Source organism: Pirellulales bacterium, from assembly GCA_036490175.1.
Taxonomy (GTDB): domain Bacteria; phylum Planctomycetota; class Planctomycetia; order Pirellulales; family JACPPG01; genus JACPPG01.
The window spans coordinates 37,699-52,458 of the sequence record DASXEJ010000268.1 but is presented as its reverse complement, the minus strand read 5'-3'; the positions used below and the strand labels follow the sequence as shown (position 1 = coordinate 52,458).

Genomic DNA, 14,760 nt, shown 5'->3' with positions numbered 1-14,760 from the left:
CAATCATCGGACAATTGCGCAACGAGGCACGCGAGAAACTGACACGCGTGCGGCCCACCAGCCTGGCCCAAGCCAGCCGAATTAGTGGAATTACACCAGCCGATCTGGCGCTGGTGATGGTCCACCTGGAAGGGCGTCGTTAGCCGACCGCGCGGCGTGGCGCCGCATATCCAACGACAATCCTCGTCGCAAACGACCGGCCCTTTTGCTGGTGACTAGAAAGGTGTGACACGCGCGTGCTCGATGCTTCCGCGTCTCTGGATCGCAGGGCTATTTACCAACAGCGCGTCAGGCAGTTCGAGGCGGAAATACGCGATTGGCAAGGGCGTTCCGATCGGCTCTCGAACCTGCGCGTCGTAGCGGGTGTATTCGTTGCGGCGATGCTCCTCGGCGGTTGGTGGTGGCGCGGCGCCGGGCCGTCTTGGCCTTGGCCGCTGGCGGCCTTTGGCGGCGTTTGTGTTTTTGTCGCACTGGTGGTCCGACATCGCTGGGTACGACGCCAGCAAGCGCATGCGGGCGGCATGGTCATGTTGAACCGGCACGGATTGGCTCGCTTGGATCGTCGCTGGGATCGATTGCCGGCGGCGGAATTGCCGGCGGGCGTGGTGCTGACGGCCACGGCCCGGGATCTTGATTTGTTCGGCCCGGCCTCTTTGTTCCGTCTTTGTTGTGTGGCTACCACAAGCGCGGGACGCACTTGCCTGGCTCGTTGGCTGCTGACACCTGCCGATGCGGGGGACGTGCTGTCACGCCAGCAGAGCGTGGCGGAGTTAGCCGCGCAATTGGACCTGCGGCAGGAACTCACTTGGCGCGGTCAATCGTTGCCTGGCGGTAAGGAGTTGGCGGACGCCGAACCGCTGGTACGCTGGGCCGAAGGGCCCTCCTGGCTGGCGCAGCGACCGTGGCTCTCGTGGTACGCCCGCCTGTCCCCTTTGCTGCTCGTAGTTCTGGCCGTTTTGAATTTGTCGGGCTTTGCGGGGGGACTGTGGTGGCAAGCGCTTGTGTGCGCGCAAATGGCTATCAGTTATCTCCTGGTGGGGCGCCTTCATGAAATTTTTCGGCAGATCGACTCGGGCGAGCAGCAGCTACATCGCTTTGCTGAAATGCTGGCGCTTGTCGAATCGTGGCCCGTAACGACGCCGGCGCTGGTCAAGTTGCAGCAACAACTGTCTGTCGGCGGTCATCGGGCGCACGAGCAATTGACGCGACTGCGGCGGAGATTGGATCTGGCCGACCTGCGCTACTCGCAATTGGTCTATGGAATCGTTCAGGCCACGACGCTGTGGGACTTTCACGTCTTGGCGTCTTTGGAACGGTGGCAGCGCCATGTGGGTCCGCACCTGCGTGATTGGCTGGACGCATTGGCGCAGTTCGAGGCGCTCTGCTCGCTAGCCACTCTGGCATACGACCATCCGGCCTGGACATATCCGGTGGTTGATCCACGGGGATCGCGCTTGGTTACTGCCCGCGACCTGGCGCATCCCTTGATCTCCACGGCGAAGCGTGTGGGTAACGACGTCGAGTTGGGGCCCGACGGCACGTTCTTGCTGGTGACGGGATCCAATATGTCGGGCAAGAGCACGTTGTTGCGCGCCACGGGCGTGAATCTGGTGCTAGCGCAGGCCGGGGCGCCTGTATGCGCTGGCCGCTTGTCGTTGCCGTCTGTCGTGGTGGAAACCAGCATGCGTATCGACGACTCGCTGGCTGACGGCGTGTCGTTATTCCTGGCAGAATTGCAGCGGTTGAAATCGATCGTCGAGCGTGCCCGGCAATGCGATGCGCCAGGGTCGCCCGTGCTCGTATTCCTGTTGGACGAAATCTTGCACGGCACGAATTCGCGCGATCGCCAGATTGCAGTTCGCCGGGTGGTCGATCGATTGCTGGCGCACCATGCACTGGGGGCGGTATCGACTCACGATCTGGAGCTGGCCGCAGAGCCCCCCTTGTCGTCGGCTTGCCGGGCGGTGCATTTCCGCGAGCAATTCGCGGGCGAGGGTGCGCAGCGAAAAATGACTTTCGACTATCACTTGCGGCCCGGAATTGCCAGTACCACCAACGCTTTGGCGTTGTTGGACATGGTGGGCCTGGCCGGCGAGCCGCCGCCGGCCGGCGGCGCGCCGTCGGCCTGACGATCGCTCGTTGCCTGCGAGGGCGTCCGAGCAGGTCTTGCTGGGTCGTTTAACCCAGCCAGAAGCCACGCGACTTGCCCCAGTTGTCGAAGCCCCGCAGGACCCCTTGAGAGTGGTCTGGAATGGAGCTGGGAAGGGCTCGCAAGCCGCCTCTACACAGTTTGAGGTGAGCGACGTAAGTTGCTTTTCAGAAGAAGGTTGCGGCGACGAGATCAATATTGACTCGTTTCGGAAGATAGCTATAATCGCTGTAGATGGCAAATTCGGCAATCTCGGCAGGGCTGGATGAGGTTGTCGAATGCAAAAGGTCTGGGACGTAAAGGATTTACGAATACCGCGTGCTAAGGGCTAGCTGTCGACTAGCGTCACACGGAGGACTAGGTACTCTCGCCCCTCATAAAGCAGGTGGCTGAGAGTCCCGCTGAGACTAGCCTTACCATCGGCTAGGGAGAGGGATGGTTAGCATTTATGAAGACTGTCTTTACGACGGGTGAAGCCGCGAAGATCTGTAAGGTTAGCCAACAGACGATCATTCGCTGCTTTGATTCTGGACAGCTTAAGGGGTTTCGGGTCCCCGGTAGTCGCTTTCGCCGTATTCCGCGTAACGAGCTTTTCTCGTTCATGCGCGACAACGGCATCCCGACAGACGCTTTGGAAAGCGGCAAACGCAAGGTGTTGATCGTTGACGACGACGAAGAACTCGTCGAGTTGATCACCGACGTCTTGAACCGCGATGGACGTTTCGAGGTCCGCAGCGTGAACAACGGGTTCGATGCGGGCATGATGGTCAAGGAATATCGCCCTGACCTGATCGTGCTGGACGTCATGTTGCCGGATATCAACGGCAAGGAAGTCTGCCAGCGCGTGCGCGGCGACAGCACCATGGACGATGTGCGGATCATCTGCATCTCGGGCATGGTGGAAGAGGACAAGATCGAAGATCTCCGCGCTGCGGGGGCCAACGATTTCCTCCACAAGCCGTTCGAGGTCGATACGCTGATCGAGCACATGTGCCACCTGTTGGACATCGAGACGCTGTCGGCCGGTTGAGTCGTGTCCGTCCGCTGGGCGCAATGAATCTGTCGGCTTAGAAAACGCCGTCGGCCGGGTCAAGCTCGGTCGGCGGTTGTGGTGTGATCGGCCGAATCGTCGAGCGACGAGCGGCTTGGACCGCGTTCGGCGGGTATGGCTGCGCCTGTGCTGGTGCGCAAGTGTGTTGCCAGGCCAGTTCCTGTGCCACGCGAGTGGTGCCAGTGCCCTGCCATTGCGCGGCCCCATCTCACCAATACGCCGTCGTACGAAATGGTGGGCCCGTGATCGAGCGACTACCGCCGCTATCGATTGGCGATTGTAGTTGCCGACTACCGCTGGCCGAGCCAACGGCGGCAGCGTTGTTGCAGGTGTTGATCGAGCCGACGGACCAACACGCACACCAGCAACTGGCCGAGGCCCTGGCGCTTGATCCGGCCCTCGCTCTGTGGACCGTCTGCCAACCGTCGCGGCTTCGCGAGGGCTCGTCGCAAGCGACCACCATTAACGAACTGGCCAGCTGGCTGGCTGCGAATCTCGCCTCGCTCGTGGCGCATTGGCCCGCGGAAAATGGGCAGCCGCGCCGGGCTAAGTCTGGTGAGCCACTTGTCGCGGCGAAGCTGGCGTCACTGGCGGCTGCCGACGTCATCGCGGCCGAACAAGCCGCGGCTCGCGGGCGAGTTTACTCTGGACACAGCTATCTCGTTGCGCTGCTGCACGGCGCACCGAAGTGGCTCAGGGCGATCGGGTGCACGGCCGACTGCGTGGCGGCACTGCCAGAATGGCTCAAGCAGCAGCCTGACCCAAACGCTCGGGCGAAGTCCAAGGCTCCCTCGCGGAAAAAACCGTCGGCAAAGACAACGGCCGCTCATGCGGCCAAGATTGGTAGTCGCGCCGAAGCAGCCCGGCAGCGTTGGCTTGTGTCGCCTGGATTTGCTGCGCAGAACTTCGCCCACACGGCATCCAAGTTCGCGCGGCTGGTGGAGTTGGAAACGCAGTTCGATCGCCGGCTCGAAGAAGAGAAGCTGGAATCGTTGGCTGAGTTTGCCGCAGGCGCCGGTCATGAAATCAACAATCCGCTGGCCGTGATCTCGGGCCGGGCGCAGTTGTTTTTGCGGCACGAACAAGATCCGGAACGACGGCGCGAACTGGCGGTGATCAACACCCAGGCTCGTCGTGTGCATGAAATGATCGCCGACCTGATGCTATTTGCCCGGCCTCCGCAACCGCGGCTGGAACCATGTAACGTCGCACAAACCATCGAAACCGTCGTCGCCGAGCTTGCCACGCGGGCCGAAGCCCAGAGCGTTACGCTCGCTTTCGATTGCCCGCGCGATCTTCCCGCGCTGCACGCCGACGTCACGCAATTGCAGGTCGCACTACGGGCCATGTGCGAAAACGCATTTGATGCCCTCTCGCCCGGCGGCCGTATCGAGATCGTTTGCAGTGTGCAGCAATTCCAAGAAACCATCGCCGCACGGCACGGCTCAGAACCCTCGCCCCTCGTGGGAGAGGGCAGGGTGAGGGGCAAGCCCGCACGCGACAGACGAGGCGCCGAAGAGCACCCTGCGTCGTGCAATATGCCGCCATCACGGCACATTGCAATCAGCGTCCATGACAACGGCCCTGGCATACCATCCGATGTACGCCGCCACGCCTTCGATCCGTTCTATTCCGGCCGCGGCGCCGGCCGTGGATTGGGGAACGGGCTGTCAAAATGCTGGCGCATCGTCACCGCGCATGGCGGGCGGGTGGAGATTGACAGCACGCCCCAGGGAACGTGCGTCATGATGCTGCTGCCGGTATCGAACTCAAGCACGAACGACGAGCAAGCTTTGATATAGGTACGTCCATGCGCCGGAGCCCGTTTATTATCCAATACCTGACCGCTGCAACCTTCTTGCTCGTGGCGCCGCACACCAATTCAAATGCTGTGGACGTACAGAGCAACGTCGGGCACGAATGGCCCGAAGCCGCCTTCGCCGCCTACAAAAAGGCTATCAACGACGCCGATCGCCGAGCGCTGTTTGCTCTCTTCACCGACGAGCGCCACGAGCGCGAAGTATTGCACGTCGCGCTGCAAGCGGGCACTTCAAAAGACCAAGCGCTGCGGGCGATTGTTAAAAAGTATGACGTCCATTGGGAGGAATTCGATCGAAATTGGACCGACGACGAGAATAAGCGACTGATCAAGGAGATGCCAACGATTGCAGCGCGCGTCGCTAAAAGCGCGACGAACAAGCTTGAACTCTACGTGGCCGCCCACAACTATATCGCCAAAGCGAACAATCCGTCGGTGATCATTGTTCGCGACCTGACAAGTATCGCGAGGGAAGGGGCAACGGCGAGCGCGAAATGCACCGGCACCACTCAAGTCGTTGAAACCCAGTCCGATCCTGTTACCGGTGCAACGCGACAGATCACACGAGAGGGGTCGTTTTCAGAAGTAGTCAGTTTTCGACAAGTTCACGGCAAGTGGTACGTGGACTAGTAGATCGGACACCTCGTGCCGTCCCTCAATTGCCCCTTACTTCGGCAGTAGCGCAGCCAGCTCGGCGTGCGGTCGAGGTATAACGTCGGCCATGATCAGTTTTCCGCCCAAGCGTTCGATCGTGTCTTTGCCCACGGCAATGGCGGCTTGCACGGCCGCGACGTCGCCGCGGATGACGATCGTCACGTAGGCTGCGCCAATCTTTTCCTTGCCCACCAGTTGCACGCTGGCGGATTTCAGCATGTCGTCGGTGGCGTGTAACGCGGCCACGAGCCCTTGCGTCTCGATCAGGCCGATGGCGTCGGAACTGCTCATGTGATTCTCCAAAGGATTGCGTGAGTCGTAGGCGTCCAGCAGCGGACTGTAGGCGGGTGGTTGTTCGGCCAGCGCGCGGGTTGCCGCCAGGGGCGCCAGCATGGTCGTCCAAATGCAGGTCGAGCCCATCTGCCGGGCGAGCTCGGCCCCTTGTTCGGCCGCTTCGCGGACGTCGGCGGCGCGGCCGACCAGTTTGATGCACTGCACCGGGCTGTCGGTGCTTTCGATTCCCAGGATATGCACACCGGCCGACTTGGCGCAGCGATCCGCCACGACCAGGGCCGGGGTCAGATTGCCAACCTCGACAAGTGCGATACTCAGGCCGTCGTGGGGCGGCAACGACTTTTGTTCCAGCTTGGAAGCTGGTTCAGGGACGATTGGCTTTGCAGCAGCCGCCACCCGGCGTACGCGCGGCGGCCGGCTAGCGGCAGGCTTCTGCCCGCGCGCGGCATTGCGCGCTCGACCCGCCGCAGCAGAAGGTTTTGCTTTTTTCCGAGCCATGAAATACTGCGCGTCAATCCGAAATACCGAAGACAGATTTCACCACTGAGTACTCAGAGGATAGTGAGGAAGAAGCGGTCGCAACGAGTAAGTGGCATTCACCATTGACCGCGTGCCGCCAGTTTCCATCTCGAACTTCTACCTCTGTGACTTCGGCGTCCTCTGTGGCAAATATTTCTCAGTTCCCTGCAATTCAATTCTCTCGATCGATGGCCAAATTCGTCGAAACCACGAATGACACGAATGGGAACACGCTGGCCTTCTTCATTCGTCCAATTCGAGCGATTCGTGGTTGTTCTCTTCTCCGCTACCGATAGCCTCAATTCGCCAGGCCGCGGCGATTGAGTTCGGCCAGCACTCCCTGCACGATCTGGCTCACGGCTTTTGGATCAACGCGGCCAGTCGCCGGACAGCCGCCAATCGGCTCATTCGTAAAGCCCTCTTCAGCCAGCAGGCATTGCAACGTGTCGCGCACCGTCGATAACTCGATCTGCTGTCCTTCAGACATGGGCTGCCGTCCCACGCCTGGCTCGAAGCCGCGCAGCGACAGAGCGGCGCGAAAGCCTTCGGGGAAATCGGCCGTATACATCATGGCGTCGAACAGCCGCACAACCTTGTATTGCAGCTCGCGGGCTTCGTCCAGTCGGCCGCTGGTGGTCAGGTCGTACAACTTGCGTGTGATTTCGGGCACGACGCCGCTAGTGGCGTTGGTGCCGCCGTCGCAGCCGATTAGCAGCATCGGCATCAGCGCCGCGTCCCAGCCAGTGAGGAAGCTGAAGTCGGGCCGATTGGGACGCACCGCCGCGATCATGCGGATCATGTGCGGCAAATCGCCCGAGGAATCCTTGATCGCCACGATCTTCTCGAATTCTTCGCTCAGACGCTGCACGGTCGGCACGTCGATCGGCGAAGCGAACATCGGAATGTTGTAGAGCGTCACGTCGACCGGCGTGTGCCGGCCGATCTCGCGAAAGTAGGCATACACGGCCGGCGGGCTGAGCTTGTAGTAATAGGGCGAAACAATCGCCACCGCTCGCACGCCCAGCTCGTGATAATATTCGCAGGCGGCAATCGTCTCGCGGACGTTGGCCTCGGCGGCGCCAGCCAGGATTGGCACCCGGCCGCGCGCTTGATCCACCATGATCGCGATGATGCGACGCCGCTCTTCGACGGTGAAGCGGTTGAACTCGCCGGTCGACCCATTGGGATACAGGCCATGTACGCCGTGCTCGATCAACCAATCGGTGTAGCGGCGCAGCTCGGGCTCGTTGATGTCGCCGCGCGCATCGAGCGGCACGATATTAGGTGTAAAGATGCCACGAAGGCGATTGTCGCCGGCCATCTGTGTGGGCCTCGTCGGAAGGAACGGGAGCGGGAGGCGTTCGACGCGGGGCATCCCGAACCTCAGGGCCGCCGATAGGCTTCGTGCCAGAAAGGAGGCGACCCAACAGGACGCAACATAAAAGCTTAGCCCACCGCAGAGGATTGGGAAGGGGGCGATACAGGGGTAAATGCCGGACTTTTGCCGGCAATATCGGTGAATTGCCTGCCGTCCATTACTGGCAAGCGTGAGCTACGGGAACGTTGTCCCGGCCCCGCGGCTGTCTCCAGTCGGCGCGCCGATAACAATGGCCCGACCCATAGGCATGGCGCGCCGTGTTGCCATCGCGCGACGTCAACTGAGCTTGGGACTGGAGTCTCCGAGCGGGTCGAATTTGTATTCGCTATCGACCGGTCCTAGCTTTCGGTCGGTGTCGCTCAGTGTCATGGCGTGGAGTCGCGCACGCGTCATATAGAACTTCAGACGAATCTCCTTTCCCAAGAGCTTGCTCAAATCTGCGTTGTCGTTCCAACGGACCGGGTGGTCGAGTGCGTCTCCTTGGATGGGCCGCGCCTGGGGTTCGGCAAAGCCTGGAATCGGCTGCCAATCGCGCGTTAACGCTTCGACCTTGATCGATCCCTTCATCCAGGTGGCGGCGTTCAAGAACAACTTCGCCTGCCGCACGGTGAATGGTTTGGTCACAACGCGACACGGTCCCGAGTCCTTGTCGCTTGTTTCGAGCGAGGCAAATCGGTCGCGCTTGAACGTCGCCAGGGCCGCGCCCACTTGCAGTGTCTCGGGATCGGATCGTGCCACATCGACGCTGTGCGGAAAGTTGGCCGCGGCGTAGTAAATGTACACGGTGTCGTCGACAACGATCGGCTCGGGCTGCGAGCAGGCCATTGCCATGTAGTCGTAATACCCCAAAGCGCCCGAGGGGATGAACGGCTGGCCTCGGCAGACGCGGGTGAAGTTCAGCCCGTCGCGGCTTGTGGCGAGATGGATATCCAGCGATTGCTCGCGACGCACATAGTACACGCTCATGTAGCCGACATAAGTCTGGCCGAACTTATGGCAACCGAATTGGTAGAGTTCGGTGTCGGCCGGGTCGTCGGCGTCCATGCTGAGTATGAACCGGTGATTCTTCCAATCGCGCAGGTCATCGCTATCCGCGTAAGCATACGAGCGATAGTAGCGGTCGACGGCCGGCCGATCGCGGTCGCTTTCGTCTGCGATCATTCGCTCGGTAAACTGCGGAATCACGCGGCGATAAATTGTCCATTTCTGCTTTGCCTGGTCGTACATCAAGTGCATCAGGCAATCGTCTCCTTTACCAGAGACGTCATTCGGCGTTTGCCAGAACGGGGCGCTCGCGCACGTCCAGTGAATGCCGTCGGGCGATGTGACGATGTGCGCACCCCGCCGATGATCTTGCACGATCGCTAGCGCCACGAATTTCTCGCTCGGGCTGCGGGGGTTGGGATGCTTGTTCACTCCCCAAAAGAACGCCTTCTTACCCTGGGGCCGCATTGGCTGACTCGGTTCGACAAACGGCTTGGTCGCTTGAGCGCCGGCGGCGTCCGTCGCGGTAACCGAGTCACTGGTAAAGACGATGTTATGGTCGCGGCGGCCGGCGATCTCCATCACGCCCAGGTCGGGCTTGTTCCAGTGGACGCCGTCGGTCGAAGTGAAATAGAGCATGTAGGCCGCGTTGCCGTCGATAAAGCGTGACTCCCAATCGCTACCCGTCCGGGCCCACATCTTAAATAGCTTGTCCTCCGGGTCGTACATCGTGGTATAGGGCTGAATGACGTTGCCGTCGCACCAGCGATCGCAGCGCACCACAGGGTTCAGCACATGCTTCTTGGGCGGATGCAGCCGGCGTGACACGCCGGGTGTGACTTCGAGCATGTGGTTATCCAGAAACAGCTCTGTCGTGAAGGGTGCCGCCTGCGCGCCATTCGCGATCTTTGGGCCGCCAGCCACGGGTAAAGCTTCCTCATTACCGGAAGCCCGCCCCGCGGCAATGAGTCCGGCCCCGGCGGCGCCTGCGAGCTTGATGAAGTTCCGACGATTTGTGTCCATCTAGTTGCCTTTCTTCGACTGCCGGCAGCGCGCGAGGGCTCAGGGTGCCTTCCGCCCGCGCCCCCACACGGCGCGGCCTGGCTTGGCGCCGGTGTGTTCGCCGTCGGCGAGCACTTGCGTACCGTTGACAAAAACGTGCATCATGCCGGTCGCGTACTGGTGCGATTCGGCGTAGGTGGCGTGGTCCTGAATTTTGGCCGGATCGAAAACCGCGACGTCGGCCACATAGCCCGGCCGCAACTGCCCGCGATCGCGCAGACCCAGGTTCTCTGCCGGTAGCGCGGCGAGCTTGCGGATGGCTTCGGCGAGCGAAATCACTTTCTCGTCGCGTACGTATTTGCCCAACAGCCGCGCCACGTTGCCGTAGGTGCGCGGATGCGTGTTGGCCAGCGTGAAGGCCCCCTCGGGCGCTTCCGACGGCGCGTCCGAACCAAAGCTCACCCATGGAAGCGCGATGTTGCGCTTCACGTCTTCCTCGTTCATCATGAAATAGACCGTATCGACGCGGCTGTCGTCCTCGATCACCAGGTCCATGGCCGTTTCTTCGGGAGAGGTTTTACGGCGGTGGGCCACCTCGGCCAGGGTCTTGCCAGTGAGATTCTTCAGCGCCAGATTCTTGAAGCCGACCAACAGCACACGATCGGGCGAGCCTGCGGCCAACAACAGATTTTCCCATTTGTCGGTCGGTGTGCGCATCTCGGCGGCCACGCGGGCGCGGATTTGCGGATCGCGCATCCGCGCGATCCACTGCTGCAGACCTCCCTCTTGCACCCAGGGTGGCATGGCACCGTTCAGGCCCGTTGAGCCGGCTGTGTAGACGTACATGTCGGCCGTTATCCGCGTTCCGCCGGCGCGGGCCGCTTCGACCATCTCGACGACACGGCCGAGCTTGGGCCAATTATCGCGCCCCGCGGCCTTGAGATGATAGATCTCGGCGGGCAGGCCCGCCTCACGCGCGATGCGTATCGTTTCGTCGACCGCTTCCAATAGTTTATTGCCCTCGCTGCGCATGTGCGTGATGTACATGCCCTGGTACTTGGCGGCGACTTTGCACAGCTCGATCAACTCTTGCGTGTCGGCGTAGAAGGCGGGCGCGTAAATCAACGAAGAGCCGACGCCGAGCGCGCCTCCCTCCATCGCCTGGCGCACGAGTTGTCGCATCTGGTCGAGTTCATCGGCGGTGGGGCGGCGATCCTCGTAGCCGAGCACGTGAATGCGAACCGTGGTCGCACCCACGAACGAGGCCACGTTGCAGGAGATGCCGCGACTTACCAGGTAATCCATATATTCGGCCAGCGTAGACCAGGCCACATCGTACTTAATGTCCCCCTGACCGTCGGCCATGTCCTTGCGCATCCGCGCGTTCAGCGGGCCCATCGACCACCCCTCGCCGAAGACTTCGAGCGTCACGCCCTGGCGGATATCGCTCTGCGATCGTCCATCGTGCAACAGCGACACCGTGGCCCAAGAGAGCATGTTGATAAAGCCTGGCGCGACGGCCAGCCCGCGGACATCGACTTCGCGTGCGGCGCGCGCTCCGGCAAGATTGCCGACCGCCGCGATGCGATCGCCGCGCAGGCCGACATCGCCGACGCCGGGCGGACCTCCGCTGCCGTCGTAAATCGTGCCGCCGCGCAGAATTACGTCGTAGACGGGCGTTTGCTGGTTGACTGTGTTCTGGGCTACCTGCGATGCGCCGCGTGGCGTCTGCGCCTCGGCCACCAGCGACGGCACGCCGAAGAGCGCGACAGCGAGCCAATACAGGCCGATACGACGCATGCGAAAGTTCTCCGACAGCAGCTGAGCTCGACAACCCTACCTGGCCGCGCCACTATAACACGCCCAGAAATGGCCCGCGAACGGACCTTTCGTCCCGCCACGATTCGACACCCCCTCGGCGGCCAATTACATTCGGTGGGCTGATCCGGTCCGTATCGCACGTTTCTACACCTTGATTCGCGGAGAATGGCAATGCATCGCATGCGGCTGTTGGTGCGCTTCGCACTGGGCGTCGGTATTACCACATTGGTCCTGGCGCAAGCCGCGGCCGACGAGTTCGATGCCTTGCGCGCTAAGATTCCACAGGAACTGGCCAAGCACAGCGTTCCTTCCGTGGCTGTGGCGGTGGCGCGCGATGGACAGATCATTTGGGAGCAGGGCTTCGGTTGGGCCGATCGCGAGAATCGCGTTCCCGCCAACGAACATACGATGTATTCCTTGGCCTCGATCTCGAAGCCGATTACCGCCACTGGGCTGGCCCTTCTCGTCCAGCGCGGCAAGATCGATCTCGACAAGCCGATCAATGATTACCTTGGCGAGGCAAAGATCGTGGCGCGCGTCGGCGACGCCGCGAACGCGACGGTAAGGCGCGTCGGCAATCACTCGGCCGGTTTGCCGCTGCACTATCAATTCTTTTATGCCGACCAGCCGTTTCATCGCCCGCCCATGGACGACACGATCCGTCGCTACGCCAACCTGGTGAGCGCGCCGGGTGAACGATTTCAGTATTCGAACTTGGGTTACGGCGTGATCGATTACGTGATTGCGCGCACCTCGGGAAAGACTTATGCCGACTTCATGCGCGAGGAGGTCTTTTTGCCGCTGGGCCTACCGCACATGTCGGTCGACATTGGCCCTGGGCTGGAAAAGTACGAGGCCGTGCGCTATGGGCCCGACGGATTGCGAATTCCGTTTTACGATTTCGACCATCCTGGCGGTTCGGCCGTGTACGCCAGCGCCCATGATTTGCTACGATTCGGTCTGTTTCATAGCGGGGATCGGCAAGCGGACCAGAAAGAGATTCTTTCAGACGAATCGCGCCGCAAAATGCAGGAACCCACTTTCGAGACGGCCAAGAACCGCGGCTACGGCCTGGGTTGGTTTGTCGAAACGAGCGCCGCGGGCGAATCCACGGTCTCGCATTCCGGTGGCATGGGGGGCGTTAACACGCTGCTAACGCTCGTTCCTGCCAAACGATTGGTCGTCGTGGCTTTGGCCAATTCGAATACCGCGCTGCCGTCGCTCTTATCGAAAGAGATCATCGACATTGTCAGTCTCCCGGCTGACGCGGCGGCAAAGAAAGACGAAGGTGGATTGCTCTTTCAGGCTCCGCCCGCCGACGCTGATAGAGACCTGCAGACGCTAGCCGGCAAATGGGAAGGTCTTGTTCATACCTACGAAAGGGACCTGCCGATCACGCTGGAAGTCCAGCAAGACGGCGATGTACACGTGCAGTTTGAAGGTCAACTAGCCACGTTGTTGAATGGCGTTCGCTATCGCGATGGTTGGCTGCGTGGCCGGACGGGGGGAGATCTGCGCACGGCCGACACCGCACGAACGCCTTACGACTTGCACCTGGAAGTGCGGTTGCGCGAGGACGTGCTGGGAGGATCGCTGACCGCGATATCGCGTCCCGCATCACGTGGCGGCAACGCGCTGACGCACTGGATCGAGTTGCGCAAGAAAAAGGAGTAGCGCGGCCGAGCATTTAAAAGCCGCGCTACCCCCGGGCACTCCCCAGTGAGTTAAGCACTGGGTTGAATCACACACTTGTGAGATTTCACGTTGATCGTCTGGCAGCACCACCAGTCAGGATCCCACTAGATTCAGCCGGCGAGAGTTTTCGCATTGCGCCGGTTGCGTCGATAGACGAATGCCAGGCCGAAGGCGGCCACGGCTGCCATTGCCAATGATGTTGGCTCCGGCGTTTGCGTGATCCGGCCGTACAGTCCATGCGACTCGCCTTGCGGTCCGGATGTGAAGAAAAGGCCGTTCGTCGGCTGGCCGTTCAATCCGTTACCAAATTGCAGGCCCCACAGGCCGTCGAAAACGAGCGGATTGCCGCTGTTGTCGCTCATCGTGCCCAGCGGTGCTCCGGTCGTGGGGTCGTAGGCGTGGATCAATCCGTCGCCGAAGTTGCCGACCAGCAGGTCGTTGCTGTAGACGCCGAAGTTGGCTGGCGCCAACGTCAACCCCCACGGCGAATTGAGCGACCCCTGCGAGATCAGGTGATGCAGCATGTTGCCATTCAGGTCGTAGACATCCACGAATCCGTTGCCTGGGCCGGCCACGTCGTCGTGCGCGACTGCGTCCTGTTTTGCATAGGTCACATACAGCTGGTTGTTAATGGTTTGAATTCCAAACGGCGCAAAGCCGGCGGGAATGTTCGGATCTGTGAATGATCCTGTGGGAGTCACCTGCGCAAAAGAGCCGTTAAAAACGTCGATGCGATTGTTATGGAAATCGGTGGCATAAATGAACGGGCTACCGCCGTTGGTAGCGATGGCCAGTCCTTTGAACACCGCACCAGAGGCCGCTTGGTCTACTTCCACATGCGCCACGGTGGCGGGAGCAGGAGGAGGAACGCCAGGAGACCAGCCCGAAATCGTGCCGTCTTCGCTGGCGAAGATAAAGGCACTTGCGCCGGAGTGGCCGTTACCGTCGCTGACGACAAAGCTGCTCGAGCTGTTGAAGACGATGCCAGTGGGATCCGCGGGTCCGTCATCGCCGGGAACAGATACGACCAACGATTGAGGTGTGCCCAGGCCATCGTAGAGCGTGGCTAGCCCGGTGCCATTGTCGTTGACCCAAACGAATCCGTTGGGGTTGAAGGCGATTCCCCAGGCGTTGACCAGATTCGGATCGGTATGTAGCGCTGCAACCGAGCCGTCGGAAACCAGATTCACTGCCTGGTATCCAGGCCCGGCGGCGGAAGCCGTCAGTGCAGAGCCAAGTACAATCGCCCAAACAGCCAATCTTAAACTTGCGGGTTTCATGTGGATTCTCCCGAACATAATCAAAGGTGTTGAATGCCGAAGGTCAGTGGAAACATCGCGCGATGTGCCGCCACGGATGGTTTGGCCGGCCACGCAACCGCGGCCTACGACCGA

11 protein-coding genes are annotated in these 14,760 nt (G+C 61.1%); 6 read left to right on the top strand and 5 right to left on the bottom strand.

Annotated elements, in window-relative coordinates:
* The 5 genes from VGG64_20150 to VGG64_20130 form a co-directional block, all read left to right on the top strand.
* Positions 1 to 143, top strand: a 143-nt coding sequence (locus VGG64_20150; protein HEY1601925.1) for a tRNA uridine-5-carboxymethylaminomethyl(34) synthesis enzyme MnmG, incomplete at its 5' end; no start/stop codon positions are given.
* 93 nt (positions 144 to 236) lie between these two features.
* A complete protein-coding gene (locus VGG64_20145; GenBank protein HEY1601924.1) occupies positions 237 to 2,129 on the top strand; it encodes a hypothetical protein in 1,893 nt (630 codons plus the stop codon).
* A gap of 468 nt (positions 2,130 to 2,597) precedes the next feature.
* Positions 2,598 to 3,179, top strand: a complete 582-nt coding sequence (locus VGG64_20140; GenBank protein HEY1601923.1) for a response regulator — start codon at positions 2,598 to 2,600, stop codon at positions 3,177 to 3,179.
* A 263-nt stretch (positions 3,180 to 3,442) separates the two neighbouring features.
* Positions 3,443 to 5,002, top strand: a complete 1,560-nt coding sequence (locus VGG64_20135; protein HEY1601922.1) for an ATP-binding protein — start codon at positions 3,443 to 3,445, stop codon at positions 5,000 to 5,002.
* Positions 4,939 to 5,649 (top strand): hypothetical protein, encoded by a 711-nt coding sequence (locus tag VGG64_20130; GenBank protein HEY1601921.1) that lies wholly within the window; start codon positions 4,939 to 4,941, stop codon positions 5,647 to 5,649. Before VGG64_20135 ends, VGG64_20130 begins: the two co-directional genes overlap by 64 nt.
* 36 nt (positions 5,650 to 5,685) lie before the next feature.
* Here VGG64_20130 and VGG64_20125 read toward each other — a convergent pair whose 3' ends face one another.
* From VGG64_20125 to VGG64_20110, 4 genes are all read right to left on the bottom strand, one after another.
* Complete coding sequence (locus tag VGG64_20125; protein HEY1601920.1) at positions 5,686 to 6,303, bottom strand: BMC domain-containing protein; 618 nt, start codon at positions 6,301 to 6,303, stop codon at positions 5,686 to 5,688.
* A gap of 481 nt (positions 6,304 to 6,784) precedes the next feature.
* On the bottom strand, positions 6,785 to 7,807 hold the full coding sequence (locus VGG64_20120) for a dihydrodipicolinate synthase family protein (GenBank protein ID HEY1601919.1): 1,023 nt from the start codon (positions 7,805 to 7,807) through the stop codon (positions 6,785 to 6,787).
* Positions 7,808 to 8,140: 333 nt separating this feature from the next.
* A complete protein-coding gene (locus VGG64_20115; GenBank protein ID HEY1601918.1) occupies positions 8,141 to 9,871 on the bottom strand; it encodes a twin-arginine translocation signal domain-containing protein in 1,731 nt (576 codons plus the stop codon).
* A gap of 39 nt (positions 9,872 to 9,910) precedes the next feature.
* Positions 9,911 to 11,650 carry a D-aminoacylase gene (locus tag VGG64_20110; protein HEY1601917.1) on the bottom strand — a complete coding sequence of 580 codons (1,740 nt, stop codon included), beginning with the start codon at positions 11,648 to 11,650 and terminating at the stop codon, positions 9,911 to 9,913.
* Between the two features lie 192 nt (positions 11,651 to 11,842).
* Here VGG64_20110 and VGG64_20105 point away from each other — a divergent pair, with 192 nt between their 5' ends.
* Positions 11,843 to 13,345, top strand: coding sequence for a serine hydrolase domain-containing protein (locus VGG64_20105; protein ID HEY1601916.1), 1,503 nt, complete (start codon positions 11,843 to 11,845; stop codon positions 13,343 to 13,345).
* Positions 13,346 to 13,476: 131 nt separating this feature from the next.
* On the opposite strand, the gene VGG64_20100 is transcribed toward VGG64_20105, so the two are convergent.
* Positions 13,477 to 14,646, bottom strand: a complete 1,170-nt coding sequence (locus VGG64_20100; protein ID HEY1601915.1) for a TIGR03118 family protein — start codon at positions 14,644 to 14,646, stop codon at positions 13,477 to 13,479.
* Between the last annotated feature and the right edge of the window lie 114 nt (positions 14,647 to 14,760).

Excerpts from the sequence above, each read along its gene's own strand:
- VGG64_20120 (HEY1601919.1), bottom strand. The coding sequence starts at position 7,807 with ATGGCCGGCGACAATCGCCTTCGTGGCATCTTTACACCTAATATCGTG.
- VGG64_20100 (HEY1601915.1), bottom strand. The coding sequence starts at position 14,646 with ATGAAACCCGCAAGTTTAAGATTGGCTGTTTGGGCGATTGTACTTGGC.
- VGG64_20115 (HEY1601918.1), bottom strand. The coding sequence starts at position 9,871 with ATGGACACAAATCGTCGGAACTTCATCAAGCTCGCAGGCGCCGCCGGG.
- VGG64_20140 (HEY1601923.1), top strand. The coding sequence starts at position 2,598 with ATGAAGACTGTCTTTACGACGGGTGAAGCCGCGAAGATCTGTAAGGTT.
- VGG64_20110 (HEY1601917.1), bottom strand. The coding sequence starts at position 11,650 with ATGCGTCGTATCGGCCTGTATTGGCTCGCTGTCGCGCTCTTCGGCGTG.
- VGG64_20105 (HEY1601916.1), top strand. The coding sequence starts at position 11,843 with ATGCATCGCATGCGGCTGTTGGTGCGCTTCGCACTGGGCGTCGGTATT.